Source organism: Nocardioides dokdonensis FR1436, from assembly GCF_001653335.1.
GTDB classification, from domain to species: domain Bacteria; phylum Actinomycetota; class Actinomycetes; order Propionibacteriales; family Nocardioidaceae; genus Nocardioides; species Nocardioides dokdonensis.
In genome coordinates this window covers 3,447,421-3,471,752 of the sequence record NZ_CP015079.1, presented here as the reverse complement: position 1 = coordinate 3,471,752, position 24,332 = coordinate 3,447,421, and the positions used below count along the sequence as shown (strand labels likewise).

The following is a 24,332-nucleotide window of genomic DNA, read 5'->3' as shown; positions in this document are numbered from 1 at the left end:
AGTGTGCATGCATGGACCGCCGGATCTTCGGGATCGAGAACGAGTACGGCGTCACCTGCACGTTCCAGGGTCAACGACGACTCAGCCCGGACGAGGTGGCGCGCTACCTGTTTCGCAAGGTCGTCAGCTGGGGCCGCAGCAGCAACGTCTTCCTGCGCAACGGTGCCCGGCTCTACCTGGACGTCGGCAGCCACCCGGAGTACGCGACGCCGGAGTGCGACGACATCACCGAGCTCGTCACCCACGACAAGGCGGGGGAGCGGGTGCTCGAGGGCCTGCTGCTCGACGCGGAGCAGCGCCTGCACGACGAGGGCATCGCCGGCGAGATCTACCTGTTCAAGAACAACACCGACTCTGCCGGCAACTCCTACGGCTGCCACGAGAACTACCTGGTGGGCCGCGCCGGCGAGTTCTCCCGCCTCGCCGACATTCTGATCCCGTTCCTGGTCACCCGCCAGATCATCGTCGGCGCCGGCAAGGTCACCCAGACACCTCGCGGGGCGTCGTACTCGGTCTCGCAGCGTGCCGAGCACATCTGGGAGGGGGTCTCCAGCGCCACGACCCGGTCGCGGCCCATCATCAACACCCGCGACGAGCCGCACGCCGACGCCGAGAAGTACCGGCGCCTGCACGTCATCGTCGGCGACTCCAACATGTCCGAGACCACCACGATGCTCAAGGTCGCCAGCTGCGACCTGGTGCTGCGGATGATCGAGGAGGGGGTCGTGATGCGCGACCTCACGATGGAGAACCCGATCCGGGCGATCCGGGAGATCTCGCACGACCCCACCGGGCGGCGCAAGGTGAGGCTGGCGAACGGTCGGGAGGCCAGCGCGCTGGACATCCAGTCGGAGTACCTGTCCCGGGCGCGCGACTTCGTCGACCGCCGCCAGATCAGCACCCCGGTCATCGAGCAGACCCTCGACCTGTGGGAGCGCACGTTGAAGGCCGTCGAGTCCGACGACCTGGGTCTGGTGGACCGCGAGATCGACTGGGTCATCAAGTGGAAGCTGATCGAGGCCTACCGCGCCAAGCACGGTCTGCCGATGAGCCACGCCCGTGTCGCCCAGCTCGATCTGGCCTACCACGACATCCACCGCGGTCGCGGGTTGTACTACCTGCTCCAGAAGCGTGGCCAGGTCGCCCGGGTCACCACCGACCTGAAGATCTTCGAGGCGAAGTCGGTGCCACCGCAGACCACCCGGGCCCGGCTGCGCGGCGAGTTCATCCGACGCGCACAGGAGCGCCGTCGCGACTTCACCGTCGACTGGGTGCACCTGAAGCTCAACGACCAGGCGCAGCGCACGGTGCTGTGCAAGGACCCGTTCAAGGCCTACGACGAACGAGTGCAGCGACTCATCGACGGCATGTGAACGGCCCGCGGCGGGTAGAGCCCGGGAGGTCCGGGCGTCACTCCGGGCTGCCCTTTGGTCACCAACGACAACCCGACCCGCTCGATTCATGCCGTTTGGTCACCAACGGCAGCCTCAGAGCCCGCAAGACCCGCGGTGGGTCAGCCGGATCCGCGTGGGCCGGGGCCGCTAGGGTGCTCGTCGGACCGGTGCTTGCGCTGGTCCGCCTCCATGCCCGTGATGTGAAGGATGTACCGGTGTTGCGACGCCCCGGACGGCCGCTGGCCCTCCTCGTTCCCGCCCTGCTGATCCCGGCCCTGGCCGCGTGCGGCTCCGACGGCTCCGACAACGAGCAGAGCGTCATCTCCGCGGTGGAGGTCACCGGCGAGGCCGGTGAGCAGCCGGAGGTCAGCTGGAACGAGCAGGTCACCCAGACCGGCGACCTCGAGACCGAGGTGCTGCGTGAGGGGGAGGGCGTCGACATCACCGAGGACAGCGCGGTGCTCGTGCAGTACGTGCTGAGCAACGGCTACACCAGGAAGACCGCGATCAGCACCTACGCCGACGACGCCCCCGAGGTGCTCGACCTGGATGCTGAGGAGCTGCCCGACATCTTCGCGGAGGCGCTGGTCGGCGAGCAGGTCGGCGCGCGCGTCGCCGTCGGCTTCGAGTCCTCCGAGCTCTTCGGCGAGGTCGGCAACCCGGCCCTCGACGTCAACAACAAGGACGCCCTGCTGCTGGTCATCGACGTCCTGGGTCCGATGCCCGTCGACGTGCCCCAGGCCGAGGAGGGCGAGGGCATCGCCCCCGACCTGGTCCTCGACGAGGACGGCGTCCCGCAGTCGATGCTCTTCAAGGGCATCCCCAAGCCCACCGGTGAGCTCCAGGTCGAGACGGTCGTCGAGGGCGGCGGCCCCGTGGTCCGCAAGGGCGACACGGTGATGGTCGACTACATCGGCTCGGTCTACGCCAAGCCCAAGCCGTTCGACACCAGCTTCGACAGCGCGCCCGCGGCCTTCCCGCTGCGCCCCGCGTCGCAGGGGGGCGTCATCTCGGGCTGGGTCCAGGGCCTCTCGGGCCAGACGGTCGGCAGCCGCGTGTGGCTGGCGGTCCCGCCCGAGCTCGGCTATGGCCCCGAGGGCAACGAGGGCGCCAAGATCAAGGGCACCGACACGCTCTACTTCCTCATCGAGATCCTGGGCGTGGCGCCGCGCACCGCCGCGGCCGACGAGGCCGACAAGGCAGCGAAGAAGGCTGCCGCCGACGCTCAGGCCGAGGTCACCGAGGGCCAGTCGGAGACCCCGAGCCCGGCGGTCTCCGAGGCACCCAGCGATCAGGAGAGCCCCGCCGAGCAGTGACCTGCTGACGGCGCCACGGCACGAGGACCACGACCCGGCACGACCCAGCACCAGGAGGTGGCATGGCAGCGGTCCGCAAGAGCGAGCGGTTGATGAACCTGCTCATCATGCTGCTGGTCCAGCGGCACTTCGTGGCCAAGCAGCGGATCCGCTCGATCCTCTACCCGGGCTCCTCCGACGAGGCGTTCGAGAAGATGTTCGAACGGGACAAGGAGGAGCTGCGCAGCCTCGGGGTCCCCATCGAGGTCGGCAACATCGACGCCTACTTCGACGACGAACCGGGCTACCGGATCCAGCCCGACCAGTTCGGCCTGCCCCCGATCGCGCTCGAGGCCGACGAGGCGGCCGTGATCGGCCTGGCCACCCGGGTCTGGCAGCACGCCCGGCTCGCCGAGGCGACCACCGACGCGGTGCGCAAGCTCACCGCCTCGGGCGTGGAGGTCGACGTCTCGGCCCTCGACATCGTGGAGCCGCGCCTCAGCGCCGACGAGCCGTCCTTCGACGTGTTCTGGGAGGCCACCCAGGACCGCACCGAGGTCGCCTTCGAGTACCGCACCGCCAGCAGCACCGAGGTCGCCACTCGTCACCTCCAGCCCTGGGGCGTGGCCCGCCACTCCGGACGCTGGTACGTCGTGGGGCTGGACACCGACCGCGGTGAGGAGCGCGTCTTCCGGCTCTCGCGCGTCCAGGGCGAGGCCCGCAAGCAGGGGGCCGCGGCGGCGTACGACGTCCCGCCCGGCACCGACCTGCAGGCCCTGACCCGACGCCTGGCCCCCGAGCCCGCCCCCGAGGCCGCCACGCTGCTGGTGCGGCGCGGCGCCGGCCACCTGCTGCGTCGCGGCGCGGACAGCGTCGAGACCGATGTGGTCGGCCCCGACGACGCCACGCTGTGGGACCGGGTGGTGCTGACCCGCAGCGGCCTCGGGCTCGCCGACGAGGTGCTCGGGCACGGCAGCGCCGTGCTCGTCGAGGAGCCGCTGGCGCTGCGCGCCGAGGTCCTCGCCCGGTTGCGAGCAGCCACCGGCGCCCCGCACGACCCGACCAGCTCGACGGGAGCGCAGCGATGAACGACGACACCGGCGCGGCGACGCGCCAGGCCGCCTCGGGCGCCAAGGACCAGGTCGCCCGGCTGCTGACCCTGGTGCCCTACCTGCACGCCCGCGAGGCGGTGCGCCTCGACGAGGCCGCTGACGCGCTCGGGGTCGCCCCGCAGCAGCTGCTCAAGGACCTCAAGGTCCTGCTGATGTGCGGACTGCCCGGCGGCTACCCCGACGACCTGATCGACGTCGACCTCGACGCCCTCGAGCCCGGCGGGGACGGGGTGATCCGGGTCTCCAACGCGGACTACCTGGCCCGCCCCCTGCGGCTGACCCCGACCGAGGCCAGCGCGGTGATCGTGGCGCTGCGCGCCCTGCGCAACGGCGCCGGCGCGGACACCCGCACCGTGGTCGACCGCGCGCTGGCCAAGCTCGAGGCCGCGGCCGCCGAAGCCGGTGCGGCCCGCATCGACCCCGGCCTGGGCGGTGCCGACGTGGACACCGCGATCCTGGCCCGTCGCCTCCAGGAGGCAGCCGAGGCCCACCGCCAGGTGCGGTTGACCTACTTCGTGCCCGCCCGCGACGAGGAGTCCGCGCGGGTGGTCGACCCCCGCGGTGTCGTCACCGGCCAGGGCTACAGCTACCTCGACGCGTTCTGCCACAGCGCCGACGCCCCACGGCTCTTCCGGCTCGACCGGATCAGCGCCGCCGAGGTCCTCGACAGCCCGGTCAGCACCGAGCCCGAGCCGCCCCGCGACCTCTCCGAGGGTCTGTTCGCCGGCTCCTCGGAGACCACCGTGACCACGTTGCTCCTCGCGCCGGCGGCCCGGTGGGTCGTCGACTACTACCCGGTCGAGCGGGTGCGTCCGACGGGGGAGGGTCCGCACGCCGACTGGGAGGTCGACCTCGTCGTGGCCGACGAGCGCTGGCTGACCCGCCTCCTGCTCCGGCTCGCGCCGCACGCCCAGGTCGTCGTACCCCACGAGTTCACCGACACGTTCCTCGCCGAGGCAACCCGGACGCTCGGTCTCTACGAACACCTCACGTAAGATGAAAACGGTCAGTGCCGCTAGGCCCGAGGGCGGGCGCGCGACCACCGAGACGACAGAAGGTAGGGACGCTCCATGACCCCCATGATCGGAATGCCCCAGGGCGTTGAGTGGCTGGTCATCCTGGCCATCGTCATCATCGTCTTCGGAGCCGCCAAGCTCCCCGAGCTCGCTCGCGGCACCGGACAGGCGCTGCGCATCTTCAAGTCCGAGACCAAGGGTCTGCGCGACGACGACGATGACAAGGCCACCGAGGCCAAGCAGGCCACCGTGACCCCCGACCCGGCCCCCTCCGAGCTGCCCCCGTCCCGCCCGACCCAGGCCGGCACCGACGGCGTCGTGGACCCCACCCAGCCGCCGGTCGACAAGCACCACGGCTGAGATCCGCCGCCGCTCCAGCACCGACCCAACCCCACCCAGACCTCACCGCGGTTAGGCCCCTGCCCTCGTGCCAGCGCTCTCCGGGATCGTCAAGCTCTTCATCGGCAAGCCGATGCACCCCGTCGGGGCCGACGGGCGCATGGCGCTCTCCGACCACCTCCGGGAGCTCCGGGCACGGGTCCTGAAGGTCGCGCTGACCCTCGTCGTGGCCGTCGCGGTCTCGCTGTTCTTCTTCGACACGCTCTTCGACCTGGTCCTGGGCCCGTACAACACCGCTCGGGAGAAGCTCGGTGACGACGTCACCTTCCCCTCCACCAGCGGCGCCGGCGGCGGGTTGCTGCTGTACCTGAAGCTCTGCGGATTCAGCGCCCTGGTGGTCACGAGCCCCGTGTGGCTCTACCAGATCTGGGCCTTCATCCTGCCCGGCCTGCACGCTCACGAACGCAAGTGGTCCCGGGTCTTCGCGGCCATCGCAGGTCCGCTCTTCCTCGGTGGCATCGCGCTGGGCTACCTGACCCTGCCGAAGGGCCTGGAGATCCTGATCGGGTTCAACCCCGAGGGCATCGTCAACATCGTGGAGTTCTCCGAGTACCTCCAGTTCTTCACCCGCACGCTGCTGGTCTTCGGGATCGCCTTCGAGATCCCCGTCTTCGTGGTGCTGCTCAACCTCGCCGGGGTCGTGTCCGGCAAGAGCCTGGGCAAGCACCGGCCCTGGATCATCGTCGGCATCTTCGTCTTCGCGGCCGTGGCCACGCCCTCCGCGGACCCGTTCACGATGACCTTCATGGCGGTCCCGATGGTCCTGCTGTTCTTCGTCGCCGAGATCATCGCCCGCTTCAACGACCGTCGCCGCGCCAAGCGCAAGCTCAACGCCGGGCTCTCCCCGGACGAGGTCTCGCCGCTGTGAGCGGCGTGGAGGCCCCACCCGTCGAGGTCGACCCCTTCGACCTCCCGGAGTGGCTCGGTGAGCGGGACGTGACCTGGAGCGCCGGGTCCGGGCTGCGTACCGGGCACCGGGTCACCGGGCTCCTCGAGAGCGCCGGGGACCAGCAGAGCCACCCGTGCGACCTGCTGGCCGTCGACGAGGCGTACCCCCGCCCGGTCATCGACGACGCCACCCGCTCGCGCGCCCACCTGGCCTGGCGCCACGGACAGGTGCTGCTGCTCGAGGCCGACACCGGCTCGGGGCCCCGGCTGACCCTGGCGGTGCCCGGCACCGCCTTCGACGCCGACCTCGTCCTCGACGCCCTGAGCCGCCTGGCCAAGGCCGTGGGCGCCTCGGCGGAGCACTACGCGGTGCTGCTGCGCATCGGCCGCGACGCGGGCCCCGGGCGGGTCTGAGCAGCAGGCTGCGACGCCCCGGCACCGGGGCTCACGTAGGTTGGGACCATGACGACCGACGAGCTGTCCCCGTCGGAGCGGTACGCCGAGTTCCGACGTACCCGCGAGCACCCCGTCCTCAAGGACTTCCGCGACCTCTACTCCTTCCCGCTCGACGACTTCCAGCTCCGGGCGTGCCGTGAGATCGAGGAGGGCCGCGGCGTGCTGGTGGCCGCCCCGACCGGGTCCGGTAAGACCATCGTGGGCGAGTTCGCGATCCACCTCGCGCTCGCCACCGGTCGCAAGGCGTTCTACACGACCCCGATCAAGGCGCTGTCGAACCAGAAGTACCACGACCTCGTGGACCGCTACGGCTCCGACCGGGTCGGCCTCCTGACCGGCGACAACAGCGTCAACGGCGAGGCGCCGATCGTGGTGATGACCACCGAGGTGCTGCGCAACATGCTCTACGCCGGCTCCTCGACCCTGGGTGGTCTCGGCTTCGTGGTGATGGACGAGGTGCACTACCTCGCCGACCGCTCCCGCGGCGCGGTCTGGGAGGAGGTCATCATCCACCTGCCCGAGTCGGTGGCGCTGGTCTCGCTCTCGGCGACGGTCTCGAACGCCGAGGAGTTCGGCGAGTGGCTGGAGACCGTGCGCGGGGAGACCTCCACGATCGTGGAGGAGAAGCGGCCGGTCCCGCTCTACCAGCACGTCATGGTCGGACGCCGTCTGCTCGACCTCTTCGCCTCCTCCGACGTCGACGCCGCGGCCGGCTTCGTCAAGGAGGGAGCCCCGGTCAACGACGACCTGCTCAAGATCGCCCGCGACGACTGGGCATCGTCGCGGATCAAGGACCGCCGCTCCCCGCGGGGACGCTCGCAGCCGGGTCGCCAGGGTGCCGGCAAGCAGTCGGGCGGCAAGCAGGTGGGCAACGGGCGCCGGGTCTGGATCCCCAGCCGCGCCGACGTGGTGGACCGCCTCGACCGCGAGGGTCTGCTGCCGGCGATCGTCTTCATCTTCAGCCGGGTGGGCTGCGACGCCGCGGTGCAGCAGTGCCTGAGCGCCGGTGTCCGCCTGACCAGTCCCGCCGAGCGCGCGGAGATCCACACCTACGTCGAGGGCGCCTGCGCCCACCTCAGCGCCGAGGACCTGCACGTCCTGGGCTACCACGACTTCCTCGAGGCCCTGACCCGCGGCGTCGCCGCCCACCACGCCGGGATGCTCCCGGCGTTCAAGCAGTGCGTCGAGGAGCTCTACGAACGGGGCCTGTGCAAGGTCGTCTTCGCCACCGAGACCCTCGCCCTGGGCATCAACATGCCGGCGCGGACCGTGGTGATCGAGAAGCTCTCGAAGTGGAACGGCGAGACCCACGCCGCGATCACGCCGGGGGAGTACACCCAGCTCACCGGGCGTGCCGGGCGCCGGGGCCTGGACACCGAGGGCCACGGCGTCGTGCTGTGGCAGGCGGGGATGAACCCCCGCGAGCTGGCGGGCCTGGCCTCGACGCGGACCTATCCGCTGCGCTCGTCGTTCCGTCCGTCGTACAACATGGCCGTCAACCTGGTGCACCAGTTCGGCCGGCACACCGCCCGCGAGCTCCTCGAGCAGTCCTTCGCGCAGTTCCAGGCGGACAAGGCCGTGGTCGGCCTGGCTCGGCAGCTGCACAAGAGCCGGGAGGCGCTCGACGGCTACGCCGAGGCCGCCCGGTGCCACCTCGGTGACTTCATGGAGTACGCCGCGCTGCGCCGCAGGATCAGCGACGTCGAGAAGGGCGCCAGCAAGGCGCGCCGCGACGACCGCCGCGCCGAGACCGTCGAGTCGCTGCGCCACCTCAAGCCCGGTGACGTGATCGAGGTGCCGACCGGCAAGTTCGCCGGGTACGCCGTCGTGATCGACCCGGGCTGGTCGCCCGAGGGACCGCGCCCGTTCGTGGTGACGCTCGAGAAGCAGGCACGTCGCCTGGCGATGGTCGACTTCCCGGAGCCGATCGCGGCGCTGACACGCCTGAAGGTGTCGCGCAGCTTCAACCCGCGCAACCCCCAGATGCGTCGCGACCTGGCCGCCCAGCTGCGGATGCGCACCCGCGACCTGCCACCCAAGCACCTGCGCGGCACTCCCGGCGCGCCGGGACGCGCCCACGCCGGCGAGCCCAGCGCGTGGGAGTCGGAGGTCACCGACCTGCGTCGCCAGCTCAAGGCGCACCCCTGCCACGAGTGCCCCGAGCGGGAGGACCACTCGCGGTGGTCCGAGCGGTACTTCAAGCTCGACCGCGACGCCGCCACCCTGGCGCGACGCGTGGAGCAGCGCACCAACACCGTGGCCCGCCAGTTCGACCGGGTCTGCGAGGTGCTCACGGCGCTGGGCTACCTCAGCGACGACGGCGCCGACGCGGTCGTCACCGACCAGGGCCGGCACCTGATGCGCCTGTACTCCGACATGGACCTCGTCGCCGCGGAGTCGCTGCGCCTGGGCGTCTGGGACGAGCTGACCCCCTCCGAGCTGGCCGCTGCCCTCTCGACCCTGGTCTTCGAGGCCCGCCGCCCCGACGACGCCACCTCGCCGCGGGTCCCGGGCGGGGGCGCGAAGAAGGCGATCGGCGCCATGGTGCGGCTGTGGGGTGACCTGGACCGGCTCGAGAAGGACCACAAGCTCGACTACCTGCGCCAGCCCGACCTGGGCTTCGCCTGGATCGCCTACCGTTGGTGCGAGGGCGACGACCTCGACGACGTGCTCGGCGAGAGCGAGCTGGCCGCCGGCGACTTCGTGCGCTGGATGAAGCAGGTCCTCGACCTCGCCGGCCAGGTCGCCCAGGCCGCCGGCGACTCGCCCGTGCGCCGCTCGGCTCGCGACGCCATCGACGCCATGCGGCGCGGGGTCGTGGCGGCCTCGGGGCTCACCGAGGAGTAGGCCCACCCGGCGACAGGGGCGAAGTGGGGGCTCGGGGATTGCCGTTTGGTCACCAACCGCAGCCGATCGGGCCTCAGCGGTGTCGTTGGTGACCAAACGGCAGGCACTGATCCACGCGCCAGCTGGGCCGCGGCCGTCCCCGGGGTGTCTCAGAGGCTGGCGAGCACGCCGTTCAGCCGCTCCACTGGGCTGTCCAGGCCCCAACGAGCCGCCAGCTCGGCCAGGACCTCGGGGTGGGCGGGGGAGCGCGGCAGCGTGAAGCCGGAGCGGTCCAGGTCGAGGGTGCGGCGTACGGCGACGACCTCGGGTGCGACGGCCAGGTAGTCGAGGGCGGCCTTGATCTTGGCGCGCGGTCCCGGCCCCATGCCGGAGTCGGGGTCCTCCGCGGCAGCGAGGATGCCCGCCATGTCGTGGTGGCGGGCGAGCAGGGTGGCGGCGGTCTTCTCCCCGACACCCTTGACCCCGGGCAGTCCGTCCGAGGCGTCGCCGCGCATGGTGGAGAAGTCGGCGTACTGCGCCGCGTCGACGTCGTACTTGGCCCGCACCCACGCGTTGTCGACCCGCTCGTGGTTGCCCACACCCCGCGCGATGTAGAGCACCCGTACGTCGGCCTCGTCGTCGACGAGCTGGAAGAGGTCGCGATCACCGGTGACGATGTCGACCGGCTGCCCGGCGCCGGTGGCCAGGGTGCCGATGACGTCGTCGGCCTCGGCCTCGGGGGCACCGACGACCGTGATCCCGTAGGCCGCCAGCACGTCGCCGATGATCGGGATCTGCACCTGGAGCGGGTCGGGGACCTCCTCCACGTCCGGGGAGGTCTCGACCTCCTCCTCGACGCGGTGCGCCTTGTACGTCGGCACCAGGTCGACGCGCCACTGCGGGCGCCAGTCGTCGTCCCAGCAGCACACCAGGTCGGTGGGCCGGTACTCGTCGACCAGGCGGGAGATGAAGTCGAGGAGACCGCGCACGGCGTTGACCGGGGTGGTGCCGTCGGGCGCCAGGATCTCGGGGACCCCGAAGTAGGCCCGGAAGTACATCGAGGCGGTGTCGAGGAGCATCAGGCGGCCGGGCTGCTGGGTCACGCCGGCAGTCTTGCAGGGGACGCCGCTACGCCGCGACCCCGTCGGGCACTAGGCTGCTGGCGTGAGCCATCCCGGTGTCGAGCCGACCGACCGCAAGATCCTCGAGCTGTTGGCCCACGACGGCCGGATGTCCTTCACCGACCTGGGCAAGGCCACGGGCCTGTCGACGTCTGCGGTGCACCAACGGGTCAAGCGGCTCGAGCAGCGTGACCTGATCCAGGGTTACGGCGCGACCATCAACCACGCCGAGATCGGCGTACCGCTGGCGGCGTTCATCTCCATCCGCCCCATCGACCCGTCCCAGCCCGACGACTGCGCAGCCCGCCTCGAGCACATCGAGGAGATCGAGTCCTGCTGGTCGGTGGCGGGGGAAGAGTCCTACGTGCTGCTGGTGCGCTGCACGTCCCCGTCAGCGCTGGAGGACCTGCTCGCCCGGGTGCGGGCTGCGGCCAACGTGTCGACACGCACCACGATCGTGCTCACGACCTACTACGAGAACCGACCGGTCACCGGCACAGCGGACCCCGACCCGGCCTGACGGCTCACCGCGCGAGCAGCGCCGCGTCCTGGGACCGGCTGGACCCCTGCGAGTCGGTGAGGGACGACCTCCTGCGCGCCGAGGGTGAAGTCCATCGCGATAGGTGCGTCCCCGGGTCGCGAACGGTCGCTGCGCCGGACCCCGCTCTCCAGGCCACAACCCTGTCCGGCCTGAGCCGGGGGCTCGATCGTGGCACCGGTGGCGTTGCCGTTGCCGTTGGTGACCAAACGGCACACCGGAAGCCGGTTGGGGTGCCGTTGGTGACCAAACGGCACACCGGAAGCAGGTTGGGGTGTCGTTGGTGACCAAACGGCAGCGCCGCGGCCCTCGACCGCAGCGCCGCCGTCACGGTGGCACCGAGGGTCAGTAGGCCTGCAGCGCGGCGGTGCGCCGCGAGGCCTCGGCGACCTCGGCGGCCTTGAGGGCGGACTCGTCGAGGCGCCCGTGCTCGGCCCACCAGCGCTGGCCGGCCTCGGGGAGGGTGTGGATCGGGTCGTAGTACTCGTAGGTGCGCGACAACGCCTCGGGGTCGGTGGCCTCGATGGAGGTCCGGTAGTTCTTGGTCCAGTAGGAGATGCCGCGCTCGGTGTCGTAGTCGGCGAGCTGGTGCACCCACCGCTTGCCCACGAACGGCACGTCGCAGACGATGCGCGGCGTGGCGAACCCGGGCAGGTAGCCCATGATGTGGTGCTGCAGGCGCTGGGCGTCGGCGACCGAGACCCGCCAGTGCTCCGAGTACGGGATCATGTCGCACATGTAGAAGTAGTAGGGCATGACCTGGGCGCCGTCGAGCAGCGCGAAGCACAGGTCGAGCAGGGCGTGCGGGTCGGCGTTGACGCCGTTGAGCAGCACCCCCTGGTTGCGCACGTCGCGCACCCCGGCGTCGAGCATCGCCCGCGACGCCTCGGCCACGAGCGGGGTGATCGACTGGGCGTGGTTGGCGTGGGTGTGGATCGCCAGGGACACCCCACGGGAGCGGGCCATCCCGGCCACCCGGGACATGCCCTCGACGACGTCGGGCTGCAGCCAGTGCTGTGGCAGACCCACGAGCGCCTTGGTGGCCAGGCGGATGTCGCGCACGTTCTCGATCTCGAGCACCGAGGTCAGGAACGCCTCGAGCCGGGGCCAGGGCATGTTGGCCACGTCGCCGCCGGAGACGACGACGTCGCGCACCTGCGGCGTACGGCGCAGGTAGTCGAGCATGTCGCCGATCCGGTCGTTCGGCTTGCCGGCGAACTTCAGTTTCTCGATCACGGGCGTGGAGTTGCCCACCAGGTCCATGCGCGTGCAGTGGCCGCAGTACTGCGGGCAGGTCGGCAGCAGCTCGGCCAGCACCTTCGTCGGGTAGCGGTGCGTCAGGCCCTCGGTGGCCCACATGTCGTGCTCGTGCAGCGAGTCGCGGGTGGCGTGCGGGTGCGAGGCCCAGTCGGTGCGCCGGTCGGAGAGCACCGGGAGCATGTAGTGCCGGATCGGGTCGGCGTAGAACGCCTCGGTCAGCGAGCCGGGGCCGGACGGCGTCTCGTGCGGCACCATCGTGTTGAGCATCTGCGGCGGCACCAGCATCGACATCGTGGCCCGCTCGGCCTGGTCGCGCTCCAGGTCGGCGTAGAACCGGTCGTCGATCAGGTCGCCCATCAGCTCGCGCAGCTGGCGCACGTTCTTGACGCAGTGCGCCCGCTGCCACTGCACCGAGGCCCAGTCGGCGGCGGTGACGTCGCGCCAGCCCGGGAAGCGGGTCCAGTCGGGCTCGACGAGCTCGACGCGCCGGTAGGGGTAGGGCTGGCCGGAGGCGTCCTCGACCAGCGAGGCAATGGAGGTCTCGATGCTCATGCCTCCACGATGCCAGAAGATTCTCCGGCATGTCGAATGAAACGCCGGAAGATCTCCCGCCGACGTCTGTTCGGGCGGTGCGTCAGACGAGTCCGCTGGCCTCCAGCGTGCGGCGTACGGCGGGGTGGTCGCCGTCGAGGCCGTAGCGGTACCGGTAGGCGCCGCGCACGATGTCGGCCACCGGCGGGCGCACCCACGCGCCCAGGGTGCGACACATCAGCCGCATCGCGGGGGCGTGCCCGGCGAGCTCGCCGTCGTGGGGAGGGCGGTACTCCACCACCGGCAGCAGTTCGGCGCCGTTGCGCTCGTAGAACCGGATCCGGCGCAGGTGCTCCTCGACGTGCTCGGGGACAGGCCGGGCTCGTCGGGGTCCTCGACGTCCCAGACCAGCAGCGAGCCGCCCTCGCGGGCCAGCGCGGCCGCGAGCTGGTCGAGCATCGCCGAGCCGATGCCACCACCGCGGGCCCCCACGGCGTAGTAGCGCAGGAAGGTCCAGCCCGTCGGACCCAGGGCCCGGACGACCGCGAGGCCCTCGGGCTGTCCGGAGCCGGACACGCGCACCAGCAGCCGGTCGACCAGCAGGTCCTCGAAGGGCACCCGCAGCTCCTCGGGGAACGCCTCGTCGTAGATGTCGCGCACCCGGCCCAGCTGGTCGGCACGCAGCGACGCGGCCGGCACCAGCGGGTGGTCCTCGTGTGTCTGCCCGATCATGCTTGCCACACCACCTCTCCTCCGAGGAAGGTACGCAGCACCTCGATGTCGCGGATCACCCCGGCGTCGACGGTGGCGGGGTCGTCGTCGAGGACGACGAGGTCGGCGAGCTTGCCGACCGCGATGCTGCCGCGCTCGTGCTCCTGGTGCGAGGCGTGGGCCGAGCCGAGCGTGTAGGCCGTGAGCGCCTCCAGCCCGGTGATCGCCTCCTCCGGCCCGCACGGCTGACCCGAGTCGGTGAGTCGGTTGACCATGTCGTGGATGCCGCGCAGCGGGGTGCCGTCGACCACGGGGCGGTCCGAGCTGCCGGGCACGACGATGCCGGCGTCGAGGAGCGAGCGGTAGCGGTAGGCCCACCCGGCCCGGGCCGGGCCGAGCGCACGCAGCATCCCGTCGCCGATCTCGCCCACGAAGCGGCCCTGCGGCACCGGGACGACGCCCAGCGCGGCGGCACGGGCGACCTGGTCGGGCCGGGAGACACCGAAGTGCTCGATGCGGTGGCGCACGTCGGCCCGCGGCCACCGGCGCTGCGCCTCCTCGTAGGAGTCGAGGACCAGGTCGATGGCGGCGTCGCCGATGGCGTGCGCGGCGACCCGCCACCCCGAGCGGTGCGCGTCGAGGATCCGGGTCCGCAGCACCTCGGCGTCGTCCTGCAGGTAGCCCTTCTCGCCGGGGGTGTCGGAGAACTCCTCGCTGAGCGCGCACGTGTGCCCGATCAGGGAGCCGTCGGAGAAGATCTTTACGGGCCCCAGACGCAGCCGGTCGTCGCCGAGACCGGTGCGGATGCCCAGGTCGAGCCCGATGCCGAGGTCGTCGTCGGCATGGCCCTCGAGGCGGCGCAGCGCGTCCGCGGCGACCATGAGCTCGACGCGCACCGGCAGCCGGCCCTGCGCCCGGGCCTCCTGGTACGCCGCGACCTCGACCGGGCTGCGCCCGATCCAGCCGCCGCCGACACCGGCCTCGACCACGGAGGTCAGGCCCTGGCTCAGGTAGACCTGCCCGGCGCGCTCGATGGCGTCGACGAGCCCGGTCACGGGGTAGGGCAGCACCAGGGCGTTGACCAGGTGCTGGGCCTGCTCCTGCAGCAGCCCCGTCGGTCGCCCGGCGGCGTCGACGACCACCCGCCCACCGGGCACGTCGACGGCGGCATCGGCGAGACCGAGGTCGTCGAGCAGGGCGCTGCTCGCCACGCACATGTGGCCCGAGGTGTGGCGCAGCCAGACCCGGCGTCCGCCGGCGGCCCGGTCGAGCCCGTCGCGGGTCGGGTGCGCCCCGATCTTGTTCTCGTCGTAGCCGGCCCCGATCACCCAGGCGCCCTCCGGGAGCTCCCGCGCGCGCCGGGCCACGGCGTCGTACAGGGCCTCGAGGGTGGGCAGGCGCAGGTCGAGCTCCTCGAGGGACTGCCCGAACCAGGCCATGTGGTTGTGGGCGTCGTGGAAGCCCGGGGCGACGACGGCGCCGTCGAGGTCGACGACCCGGTGCGCGGGCACGTCCTCGTCGACGGCGACGATCCGGTCGCGCCAGACGGCGACGCTGCGGGCCACGTCGGCGCGGCCCGGGCCCTCGAGGGTCCGGACCCGGGCGTTGGTCAGCAGCAGGTCGGCCCTCATCGGGCGCCCCGCCCGGGCCCGGTGTGCACGGTGGGCGATCCGGGGGCGGCGGTCTCGGCGCGCAGGACCGCCTTCTCGACCCGGTGCGAGGCGGTGAGCGGCAGCGACTCCCGCAGCGCCCACCGGCTGGGCACCTTGAACGGGGCCAGCCGTGCGGCGCACCACGCGGCGAGCGAGTCGGCGTCGGTGCCCGGCGCCACGACGTAGGCCATCACCTCCTCGCCGCGCACGTCGTCGGGCACGCCGACGACGGCGGCGAGGCGGACCTCGGGGTGGCTGAGCAGCACCTCCTCCACCTCGACGGCCGCGATGTTCTCGCCGCTGCGGCGGATCATGTCCTTGAGCCGTCCGGTCAGGTAGACGCGGCCCTGGTCGTCGAGGCGGGCCAGGTCACCGGTGGGGAACCAGCCGTCGGGGTCGAAGGGGGAGTCCAGGCCGAGGTAGCCGCGCATCATGCCGGGCCCGCGCAGCCAGAGCTGGCCGGTCGGGTCCACGCGCACCTCGCGGTGGGCCGCCGGCCGGCCCAGGCAACCGGTGCCGACCAGGGCGGCGTGCTCCTGCTCGCCGACCCGGATGTCGGCGCCGGTCTCGGTCATCCCGAAGGCCTCGTACCAGCCCACCCCCCAGCGTGCCTCGAGGTCGGCGTGCAGGGCCGGCGGGATGGCCGAGCACTGCACCGCACGCACCCGGTGGTCGCGGTCGGCCGGGTCCGGCGGCATCCGCAGCAGCAGGGTCGGCATCGAGGCCAAGCAGTAGAAGTAGGTGACCTCGTGCTCGCGCACGTGCGCCCAGAACGTCGAGGGGTGGAACCCGTCGAGCGCGACGAGGTGGGCACCGGCCATCAGGGCGGTGGCCACGTTCCACTGCGGGTCGACGTAGTGGAAGGGCTGGGCGGTCAGCATCACGTCGTCGCTGTCGAGGTGCGGGAACTCCTCCAGCATCGATGCGCCCAGCGTGGTCCAGTAGCGGTGGGTCAGCAGGCAGCCCTTCGGCCGGCCGGTCGTCCCGGAGGTGTACTGCACGTTGACGACCGTGTCCGGGTCGGGCCGCGCGGATGTCGATTGGTCACCAACGACATCCGCCGAGCGCTCCGCCGCAGTCCCGAGGTCGGCCACGAGCTCGTGCGGGGCCAGCACCGCCACGCCGCCGGTGCTGCGGACCAGGTCGTGGTGCTCGGGTGCGGCCACCACGAGACGGGCCTCGGAGTCGCTGAGCACGTGGGCGAGGTCGTCGTGGCGGTAGCGGACGTTGAGCGGCACCGTCGCGGCACCGAGCCGCTGCAGCGCCAGCCAGAGCAGGGGCGAGTCGGCGACGTTGCCGAGCATCACCGCGACCCGGTCGCCGGCGGTGACGCCACGCTCCGCGAGCGCCCCGGCGTACGCCGCGCTGGCGGCGGCGACCTGCGCGAACGTCCAGGTCGTGCGCCCGGCCGCGCCGAGGTCGAAGGTCCACGCCGGCCGGTCGGGCCAGCGCTCGGCGGCGCCCAGCAGGTGCTCGACCAGGCTCAGCTCGGTGCGCGGGGCCTCAGCCACGACCGAACCCCTCGCGCGGGGCGTCGCCCTCACCGGACAGCGAGGTGAGCAACGCGTGCTCGACCTCGCGACCCATCGCCTCCTCCAGCGTCCCGTCGAGCCCGCCGTCGAGGACCTGCTTGGCCAGCGACAGCGCCAGTGCCGGGCGCTGGGCCATCCGGCCCGCCAGCTCGAGGGCCACGTCCTCGTGGGTGCCGGCCGGAACCGCGCGGGAGACCAGGCCCATCGCAGCGGCGTCGGTCCCACCGACCCGCTCACCGAGGAGCAGCAGCTCCTTGGCCCGGGCCCACCCCACCAGCACCGGCAGGAGCCGGGAGATGCCGCCGGTCACCGAGAGCCCCACCGAGACCTCGGGGAAACCGAACACGGCGTCCTCGGAGGCGACCACGACGTCACAGGCCAGCGCGAACTCGCAGCCGGCGCCCAGCGCGTAGCCGTGGACCGCGGCCACGACCGGGCCGGGGAAGCGTCGGACCAGTCGGGTGACGTCCTGGATCTCCTCCAGCCGGGCCCGGGTCTGCAGCGGCGTCTCGACCAGCGGGTCGGCCTTGAGGTCGTGCCCGGCGCAGAAGGCGCGGCCGCGGCCGGCCAGCACCACCGCACGGGCGCCGTCGCCGGCGGCGCGCGCCAGCGCCGAGGCCAGCTCACGCGTCAGGTCGACGTCGACGGCGTTGAGCCGCTCGGGGCGGTTGAGGTGGATGCGGGCGACGGGCCCGTCCTGTGCGTACTCGACCGGCTGCACCGGCGTCCTCCTCGTGCTCGTGCCGCGCTCGGCGTGGCGGTTCGATCGATCGATCGATAGCATAAGGCTCATGACCTCCACGGGCGAGCGTGTGCACGCCGCGGCACTCGAGCTCTTCGCCGAGCGCGGCTTCCACGGCACCGGCATCCGCCAGCTCGCCGAGCACGCCGGCCTCTCCAGCGCGACGCTCTACCACTACATGGGCACCAAGGAGGACCTGCTCGTCACCCTCATGCGCACCAGCCTCGAACGACTGGTCAGGGCGGGGGAGGAGATCGCCGGCTCCACCGACGACGCACCGACACGCCTCGCCGACCTCGTCGGGATGCACGTCACCAGCCACGCGCAACGCCCCCTGGAGACCCGGGTGGTCGACGACGAGGTGCACGCCCTGTCCCCGTCACGGCGCCAGGAGGTGGTCGCGCTGCGCGACCGCTACGAGGCGCTGTGGCAGCAGGTCATCGACGACGGGGTCGGCAGCGGCCACTTCGCCGTCACCTCGGCCTCGATCGCGCGGCGCGCCCTGCTGGAGATGTGCAGCGGCGTGGCCCGGTGGTACGACCCGGCCGGCCGGATGGGTCTGGGCGAGCTCGCCGAGGAGTACTCGGCGCTGGCCCTGCGGCTGCTCGGGGTCGTGGGGGACCCGGCGACGACGCCCGCTCGGCGCGTCGCGCCCGACACGCCGGGACCGGTCTAGATTCCCGGGGAGAACTTCCCTCGCGGTCGACCACCGTTGACCTGCGACTTTAGATGAACGCGCAGGTCAGCGACCGGTTGACACCGCCCACCCCGCGCGACAACCTGAGCCGTCCGCTCGTGCAGATCGTGGCGGGCGGACCGACGTCCGAGTGGCCGTGTCGGAGGGTGGGGTGCCAAACACCTGTCCGTCACTGTTCGCGGAGGTCGGTCCGCCCCACGAGAGCGGGCGCGGGAGGATCCTGGACCCCCTAGACAACAGCCCGCCACGGCAGCCGGTCGCGCACCGGGCTGGACCGAAGGCGCCCCGGATCCTCCCGTACCTCTGCGCCCGCAGCCGTGCACCGGTCCCGGGCTCGCACGCCGGCCCCGTAGCCTGTGCCCGTGCTCCAGCGCTCGGTCCTCGCCCTCCTCGCCGGCGTCGCCCTGGCGATGGCCTACGAACCCTTCGCGATCCCAGCCCTGGTCCCGCTCCTGGTGCCGGGCGGCGTCGCGGCCCACACGCTGCTCACCCGCGGCCTGGGCCTGCGCCGGGCCTTCGTCGTCGGTCTGGCCTTCGGGGTGGGCTTCTACTACGTCCACATCTACTGGATGACCACGGTGGCGATGGCCGCCTGGCTCGGGCTGTCGTTCCTCGAGGCGCTGTTCTACGGCATCCTCGGCAGCGCGGTCGCGCTGCTCACCCGGCTGCCCGTCTGGCCGCTGTGGGTGGCCACCGCGTGGGTCTCGATGGAGGTCTGGCGCAGCGGCTGGCCCTTCAGCGGCATGCCGTGGGGCCGGCTCGGCTTCTCCGTGGTCGACACCCCCGTCGCCGCCGCCCTGCCGTACGTCGGCATGGCCGGTGTCACCTTCCTGCTCGCCCTGGCCGGTGCGGCGCTGGCCGCCGTGCTCGTCGGTCAAGGCCGCACACGGCTCGTGGCGCTGGCCACCCTCGGGGTCGTGGTCGCCTCGGTCGCCCTGGCGGTGGCACTGCCGTGGACGACCCGCACCGACGGCGCCGTGACCGTCGCGGTGGTGCAGGGCGACGTCCCCGGACCGGGCAACGACATCCTCTACGACTACCGACAGGTCACCGAGAACCACGCACAGGCCACCGTGGATCTGGCCGACGACGTCGCTGCCGGGCGCGTGCCCGCGCCCGACTTCGTGCTGTGGCCCGAGAACTCCACCGCCGTCGACCCCTTCCGCGACGGCGAGACCCAGGCCCAGATCCGGCGGGCCACCGAGGCGATCGGCGTCCCGGTGCTGGTGGGCGCCATCGTCGACGGCGGCCCCGGGGCGGTGCTGAACCAGGGGATCGTGTGGGACCCGGTCACCGGTGCGGGTGAGCGCTACACCAAGCGGCATCCGGTGGCCTACGGCGAGTACATCCCGTTCCGCTCGGTGGCGGACTTCAACTTCGGCGAGCTCGCCCGGATCGGACGGGACATGCTGGCCGGCACCGGACGGGACCCCCTGAGCATCGGCGGCGCCGAGGTGGCCGACGCGATCTGCTTCGACGTCGCCTACGAGGACGCGATCCACGACCAGGTCACCCGGGGAGCGCAGCTGCTGAGCGTGCAGACGTCGAACGCCACCTTCATCTTCTCCGACCAGATCCTGCAGCAGTTCGCGATGACCCGGCTGCGGGCGATCGAGACCGGCCGCGCCACCGTGGTCGCCTCGACCAACGGCGTCAGCGGCGTCATCGGCCCCGACGGCGAGGTCGTCGCGACCGCCGGCGTGCGGGAGACGGAGGTGCTGGTCGAGGAGGTCGAGCTGCGCAGCGGCCTCACGCCCGCCGTCCGGTTGGCCCGCTGGCCCTGGCAGGTGGCGGTGACGCTCACCCTCATCGCCCTGGTCGCGGCGCTGCTCCCGTATCGTCGCGCCCGCAGGGACCGGGCGGAGCAGGCACGCACCCCGGCACAGGGAGCAGGTGGCGCCGAGGAGCCACGACGAGGAGCCGAGACGATGGCGGAGCAGCCGTGAGCACCGGACCCCGCTCGCGGGTGGTGATGGTCGTCCCCACCTACGACGAGGTCGACAACCTGCGCTGGATCGTCGGACGGCTGCACGCCGCCCAGCCCGAGGTCGACGTCCTGGTCGTCGACGACAACTCGCCCGACGGCACCGGCGACCTCGCCGACGAGCTCGCCGCGGCCGACCCCCGCGTCAGCGTCCTGCACCGCACCGCCAAGGGCGGTCTGGGAGCGGCGTACCGCGCCGGCTTCGCGCGGGCCCTCGCCGCCGGCTACGAGGTCATCGGCGAGATGGACGCCGACGGCTCCCACCAGCCCGAGCAGCTGCACCGGCTCCTCGCGGCGCTCGACGACCCGGCGGCCCCCGCCGACCTGGTGATCGGCTCGCGCTGGGTCCCGGGCGGCTCGGTCGTGAACTGGCCGCGCCGGCGCGAGGCGCTCTCGAGAGGCGGCAACCTCTACGTGCGGGTGCTGCTGGGCGTGTCGGTGCGCGACGCGACCGCCGGCTTCCGCCTCTTCCGCCGCTCGGCCCTCGAGACCATCGACCTGGACTCGGTCCGCTCGGCCGGCTACGTCTTCCAGACCGACCTCGTGGTCCGGATGCTGCGCGCGGGCCTGGTGGTGCGCGAGGTTCCCATCGAGTTCGTCGAGCGGGTGCGCGGGGACTCCAAGATGAGCGGCTCCGTCGCGCTCGAGTCACTCAAGCGGATCACCGCGTGGGGGCTCACCGAGCGCCGCGAGCAGGCGGCCCGGCTGCTGCGCCGAGACCGGTCCACGACCCGCGCCCGCACGACGACAGGAGACCCCTCATGAGCCAGAGCGCCGGAGCAGCAGGCCGCGCCCCCCGCCGACGCGGGGGCCTGGGGTGGGTGCTGCTGGTGCTCTTCGTGGGGCTGCCGCTGCTCGAGCTCTACATGGTCATCCAGGTGGGTCAGCTCATCGGCGCCGGCTGGACGATCCTGCTCCTCGTCGTCGACAGCGTGCTGGGCGCGTTCGTCGTACGCCGCGAAGGTGCGCGCGCCTGGCGGGCCCTGCGCGACACCCTGGCTCGTGGGGGAGTGCCGGCCAAGGAGCTGGCCGACGGCGGGCTGGTGCTCGTCGGCGGCACGCTGCTGCTGACCCCCGGCTTCGTCACCGACGCCCTCGGCGCGCTGCTGGTGCTCCCGGTCACCCGGCCGCTGTTCCGCGGGCTGCTGACCCGCATGGTGGCGGCCCGCCTGGTCCCGGTGACGATCCGACGCTGGCCGGGAGCCCCGGGCGGGTCCGGAGACGCACATCGCCCCGGACCGGGCTCGGGGCCGGTGGTCCGGGGCGACGTGGTGGACGGGCCGGACGACTCGTCCGACTGACGCTGGGTCCGTGACGGATCAGATGGACTTGGCAGCGCGCTTCTTGGCGTTGGCGCGGTGCAGGTGCGCCGGGCCGATCTTGCCGCCGCGCAAGAGGTCGAGGCGCTCCTTGAGGATCTCCTCGAGCTCCTTCTCCGAGCGCCGCTCCAGCAGCATGTCCCAGTGCGTGCGCACGGGCTTCTCCGCCTTCACCTCACGCACGATGCCCGAGGTGCTCTCGCCCTCGGCGCCGCAGCGCGGACACTCCCAGACCGCGGGTACGTCGGCCTCGACCGACATCGTGATCTCGAACTCGTGCCCCTGCAGGCAGCGGTAGCCGACCTGCTGACGTGCCGCGAACTCGATGCCGCGTTCGTCCTCGAAGCTCTGGCCTCCGAGCCGTGCTCCTCGTAGTGTGCGCTCAGCCATGAGGCACCTCCAGTCCTGTCGTGTCCCTCGTGCCGGTGCGAGAGCCGCCGCGACGACCGGGGCCTGCTCGTGCGGCGCGCTCGCCGGTCACGGACCATCCCCGGCTGCGGTCGCAGCCGTCCTCTCGAAGTGATCAACGGTAGCGAGGCGGGAAAGATTCCGGCAATCGCCGCCAGGGGTGAAGAACCCTCGCCACGGGGTGCGCTCAGGCGTGGTGGGCCAGCGCGGAGTCCTCGCGCACCTGCGAGCGCACCGGCAGCAGCAGGAGCAGCCCCGCCAGCAGCACCAGCAGGATGCCCAGGATGCCCCAGTACTGCGCGTCGTCGCCGTCGGCGACCCCGGTCACCGCCGCCCCGATCGCGATCGAGATCGACCAGGCCGCGGGCGCCAGGAAGCTCACGGCCCGCCCCGTGGTGGCGTACAGGCCGAAGACCTGGCCCTCGTGGCCCTCGGGGATGAGGCGGGCCAGGAAGGTGCGCGAGGCGCTCTGCGCCGGGCCGACGAAGACCGCGAGCATCAGGCCGAAGATCCAGAAGATGGTGCTGCCACCGGCGTGCAGGAAGAAGATCGCCACCCCGGCGATCATCATGCACACCAGCGCGAACACGATGACGCGCTTGGGTCCGAGGCGGTCGTCGAGGACGCCGAAGCCGATCGTGGCCAGGCCGGCGACCACGTTGGCGGCGACACCGAAGATGATCACGCCGCCGGCGCTGAACCCGAAGGTGCCGGCCGCCAGGACGCCACCGAAGGTGAAGACCCCGGCCAGACCGTCGCGGAAGACCGCGGAGGCCAGCAGGAAGCGCACGGTGTTGCGGTCGGTGCGCCACAGGTCGCGCACCATGGCGAAGAGGTGCCGGTAGGACGCGGCGATGCCCACCCGCGGGCCGCGCGGTGTCCGCTCGGCCTTGTCGTCGCGCAGCGTGATGAGCACCGGCAGCGAGAACACCAGGGTCCACACGGCGCACACGAGCATGCTCACCCGCACGTCCATGCCGTTCTCGCTGGTGATCCCGAAGAGGCCGACCTCGGGGTTGATCAGGCCGAAGTAGACGACCAGCAGCAGCACGATGCCGCCGATGTAGCCCAGGCCCCAGCCCAGTCCCGAGACCCGCCCGACCGTGCGGGGCGTGGAGATCTCGTTGAGCATCGCGTTGTAGTTCACCGAGGCGAACTCGAAGAAGATGTTGCCGCTGGCCAGCAGCACCAGGCCCAGCCAGAGGTAGTCCTCGGAGGGCTGGACGAGGAACAGGGCCGCGGAGACCGCCACGACGAGCATCGTGTTGACCCCGAGCCAGAAGCCGCGGCGCCCGGAGCGGTCGGCGCGCTGACCGGTGATCGGGGCGAAGACCGCGACGAGCAGCCCGGCCCCGGCCAGCGCCCACCCGAGGTTGGTGTCGGCGTTGGGCCCGAAGTCGTCGGAGGTGATGTAGACGCTGAAGACGAAGGTGGTGATGACGGCGTTGAACGCCGCTGAGCCCCAGTCCCACAGGCCCCAGGCGTAGACCGGCCAGCCGAACCGGGCGCGCCCGGTCGGGGGGACCGCCGGGCCTCCGGGCGGTGTGGTCGTGGCTCCTGCGGAGCCGGACGTCGCGGGGTCAGGTGTCATCTCGGGGTTCCTCCCATTGCCCGCGCGCACGGAGCACGTCGCGGAGCACGTCGGTGCGGTCGGTGACCAGGCCGTCGACCCCCAGCGCGAGGAGCTCGCGCATCTCGTCGGGGTCGTCGATCGTCCAGACGTGCACGTGGACCCCGCCGGCGTGCGCGCGGCGTACGAGGCCCGAGGTCACCACCCGCATCGTCCAGCGCTGCGGGGTGCGTGCGGGGACCCCGGGCAGGCGGTGGCGGTGCGGGACCTGCAGCGCCGCGGGCCGCCCGCGGGTGAGCCGGCGCGCCAGCCGTCCACTGGGCAGCAGCCAGAAGGCCAGCACCTCCCACGGGTGCGCGGAGGTCGGCACCCGGTGCTCGGTGAGCCGTCGGAAGGCCGCGAGCCGCTTCGCGGAGAACGAGCCGACCAGCACGCGATCCCAGGCCCGGTGCGCGGAGACGAAGTCGGCCAGCGCGGCCACGGCGCCCTGCGACTTGATGTCGATGTTGAAGCGGGCCTGCGGGAAGCGCTCGAAGAGCTCGGCGAGGGTGGGCACCTGCTCGCGCCCGCCCACGGTGGCCTCACGGACCTGCGCGAGGGTCAGCTCGGCGATCGCCCCCGAGCGGTCGGTCACCCGGTCGAGGACGTTGTCGTGGAATGCCAGCAGCACCCCGTCGAGCGTGACGTGCACGTCGGTCTCGAGGTAGCGGTAGCCGAGCTCGACGGCGTGCTCGAAGGCAGCCATCGTGTTCTCCAGGCCCTCCACCTCGGGGTGGAAGGCACCGCCACGGTGGGCCATCGCCAGCACGCCGCCAGGGGGATCGAGCACCCGGTCCAGGTAGGCGTAGCCGGTCGACGGGGAGGTCACGGCAGCAGTATCG

Annotated in this window: 23 protein-coding genes; 13 read left to right on the top strand and 10 right to left on the bottom strand. The window is 72.2% G+C overall.

Translation table 11 applies throughout. The features are described 5' to 3' along the window. Window positions 1–11 precede the first annotated feature (11 nt). From pafA to I601_RS16365, 8 genes are all read left to right on the top strand, one after another. Window positions 12–1,373 carry a Pup--protein ligase gene (pafA, locus tag I601_RS16400; RefSeq protein WP_068112073.1) on the top strand — a complete coding sequence of 454 codons (1,362 nt, stop codon included), beginning with the start codon at window positions 12–14 and terminating at the stop codon, window positions 1,371–1,373. Between the two features lie 236 nt (window positions 1,374–1,609). After that, window positions 1,610–2,710, top strand: a complete 1,101-nt coding sequence (locus tag I601_RS16395) for an FKBP-type peptidyl-prolyl cis-trans isomerase (protein ID WP_068112070.1) — start codon at window positions 1,610–1,612, stop codon at window positions 2,708–2,710. A gap of 62 nt (window positions 2,711–2,772) precedes the next feature. Then, window positions 2,773–3,777, top strand: coding sequence for a helix-turn-helix transcriptional regulator (locus tag I601_RS16390; RefSeq protein ID WP_068112067.1), 1,005 nt, complete (start codon window positions 2,773–2,775; stop codon window positions 3,775–3,777). Next, on the top strand, window positions 3,774–4,796 hold the full coding sequence (locus I601_RS16385) for a helix-turn-helix transcriptional regulator (RefSeq protein WP_068112065.1): 1,023 nt from the start codon (window positions 3,774–3,776) through the stop codon (window positions 4,794–4,796). The genes I601_RS16390 and I601_RS16385 overlap by 4 nt, the downstream gene beginning before the upstream one ends. Window positions 4,797–4,871: 75 nt before the next feature. Beyond that, window positions 4,872–5,177 (top strand): Sec-independent protein translocase subunit TatA, encoded by a 306-nt coding sequence (locus tag I601_RS16380; protein ID WP_068112061.1) that lies wholly within the window; start codon window positions 4,872–4,874, stop codon window positions 5,175–5,177. A gap of 67 nt (window positions 5,178–5,244) precedes the next feature. Beyond that, complete coding sequence (gene tatC, locus I601_RS16375; protein ID WP_237089440.1) at window positions 5,245–6,084, top strand: twin-arginine translocase subunit TatC; 840 nt, start codon at window positions 5,245–5,247, stop codon at window positions 6,082–6,084. Further along, a complete protein-coding gene (locus I601_RS16370; protein ID WP_068112057.1) occupies window positions 6,081–6,518 on the top strand; it encodes a hypothetical protein in 438 nt (145 codons plus the stop codon). The genes tatC and I601_RS16370 overlap by 4 nt, the downstream gene beginning before the upstream one ends. A 48-nt stretch (window positions 6,519–6,566) precedes the next feature. Beyond that, window positions 6,567–9,407: a DEAD/DEAH box helicase gene (locus tag I601_RS16365; protein WP_068112054.1), complete on the top strand. Its 2,841-nt coding sequence runs from the start codon at window positions 6,567–6,569 to the stop codon at window positions 9,405–9,407. A gap of 149 nt (window positions 9,408–9,556) precedes the next feature. On the opposite strand, the gene I601_RS16360 is transcribed toward I601_RS16365, so the two are convergent. Beyond that, window positions 9,557–10,489 carry a 5'-3' exonuclease gene (locus tag I601_RS16360; RefSeq protein WP_335582168.1) on the bottom strand — a complete coding sequence of 311 codons (933 nt, stop codon included), beginning with the start codon at window positions 10,487–10,489 and terminating at the stop codon, window positions 9,557–9,559. A 61-nt stretch (window positions 10,490–10,550) separates the two neighbouring features. Here I601_RS16360 and I601_RS16355 point away from each other — a divergent pair, with 61 nt between their 5' ends. Continuing rightward, window positions 10,551–11,027 (top strand): Lrp/AsnC family transcriptional regulator, encoded by a 477-nt coding sequence (locus I601_RS16355; protein WP_084527718.1) that lies wholly within the window; start codon window positions 10,551–10,553, stop codon window positions 11,025–11,027. Between the two features lie 363 nt (window positions 11,028–11,390). Here I601_RS16355 and I601_RS16350 read toward each other — a convergent pair whose 3' ends face one another. The 6 genes from I601_RS16350 to I601_RS16330 form a co-directional block, all read right to left on the bottom strand. Beyond that, window positions 11,391–12,857, bottom strand: a complete 1,467-nt coding sequence (locus I601_RS16350; RefSeq protein WP_068112049.1) for a KamA family radical SAM protein — start codon at window positions 12,855–12,857, stop codon at window positions 11,391–11,393. 82 nt (window positions 12,858–12,939) lie between these two features. Next, entirely contained in the window at window positions 12,940–13,083 is a 144-nt protein-coding gene (locus tag I601_RS21215; RefSeq protein WP_157520227.1) for a hypothetical protein, read from the bottom strand. Then, entirely contained in the window at window positions 13,074–13,568 is a 495-nt protein-coding gene (locus I601_RS16345) for a GNAT family N-acetyltransferase (RefSeq protein WP_068112046.1), read from the bottom strand. The genes I601_RS21215 and I601_RS16345 overlap by 10 nt, the downstream gene beginning before the upstream one ends. Next, on the bottom strand, window positions 13,565–15,178 hold the full coding sequence (locus tag I601_RS16340; protein WP_068112044.1) for an amidohydrolase: 1,614 nt from the start codon (window positions 15,176–15,178) through the stop codon (window positions 13,565–13,567). The genes I601_RS16345 and I601_RS16340 overlap by 4 nt, the downstream gene beginning before the upstream one ends. Next, window positions 15,175–16,710: an AMP-binding protein gene (locus I601_RS16335; RefSeq protein ID WP_068112041.1), complete on the bottom strand. Its 1,536-nt coding sequence runs from the start codon at window positions 16,708–16,710 to the stop codon at window positions 15,175–15,177. The genes I601_RS16340 and I601_RS16335 overlap by 4 nt, the downstream gene beginning before the upstream one ends. Beyond that, a complete protein-coding gene (locus I601_RS16330) occupies window positions 16,703–17,452 on the bottom strand; it encodes an enoyl-CoA hydratase/isomerase family protein (protein WP_068112038.1) in 750 nt (249 codons plus the stop codon). The genes I601_RS16335 and I601_RS16330 overlap by 8 nt, the downstream gene beginning before the upstream one ends. Before the next feature lie 70 nt (window positions 17,453–17,522). Between I601_RS16330 and I601_RS16325 the strand changes: the two genes are divergently transcribed. From I601_RS16325 to I601_RS16310, 4 genes are all read left to right on the top strand, one after another. Then, entirely contained in the window at window positions 17,523–18,149 is a 627-nt protein-coding gene (locus I601_RS16325; RefSeq protein WP_068112035.1) for a TetR/AcrR family transcriptional regulator, read from the top strand. A gap of 383 nt (window positions 18,150–18,532) precedes the next feature. Next, window positions 18,533–20,116, top strand: a complete 1,584-nt coding sequence (gene lnt / locus I601_RS16320) for an apolipoprotein N-acyltransferase (RefSeq protein WP_084528180.1) — start codon at window positions 18,533–18,535, stop codon at window positions 20,114–20,116. After that, complete coding sequence (locus I601_RS16315) at window positions 20,113–20,919, top strand: polyprenol monophosphomannose synthase (protein WP_237089439.1); 807 nt, start codon at window positions 20,113–20,115, stop codon at window positions 20,917–20,919. The genes lnt and I601_RS16315 overlap by 4 nt, the downstream gene beginning before the upstream one ends. Beyond that, on the top strand, window positions 20,916–21,455 hold the full coding sequence (locus I601_RS16310) for an FxsA family protein (RefSeq protein WP_068112030.1): 540 nt from the start codon (window positions 20,916–20,918) through the stop codon (window positions 21,453–21,455). The genes I601_RS16315 and I601_RS16310 overlap by 4 nt, the downstream gene beginning before the upstream one ends. Window positions 21,456–21,473: 18 nt before the next feature. Here I601_RS16310 and I601_RS16305 read toward each other — a convergent pair whose 3' ends face one another. The 3 genes from I601_RS16305 to I601_RS16295 form a co-directional block, all read right to left on the bottom strand. Continuing rightward, window positions 21,474–21,863: an RNA polymerase-binding protein RbpA gene (locus I601_RS16305; RefSeq protein WP_068112027.1), complete on the bottom strand. Its 390-nt coding sequence runs from the start codon at window positions 21,861–21,863 to the stop codon at window positions 21,474–21,476. Between the two features lie 205 nt (window positions 21,864–22,068). Beyond that, the gene (locus I601_RS16300; protein ID WP_068112023.1) at window positions 22,069–23,472 is read right to left on the bottom strand and encodes an MFS transporter; all 1,404 of its coding nucleotides are present in this window, start codon (window positions 23,470–23,472) and stop codon (window positions 22,069–22,071) included. Further along, window positions 23,462–24,319 (bottom strand): glycerophosphodiester phosphodiesterase family protein, encoded by an 858-nt coding sequence (locus I601_RS16295; RefSeq protein WP_418303069.1) that lies wholly within the window; start codon window positions 24,317–24,319, stop codon window positions 23,462–23,464. The genes I601_RS16300 and I601_RS16295 overlap by 11 nt, the downstream gene beginning before the upstream one ends. Between the last annotated feature and the right edge of the window lie 13 nt (window positions 24,320–24,332).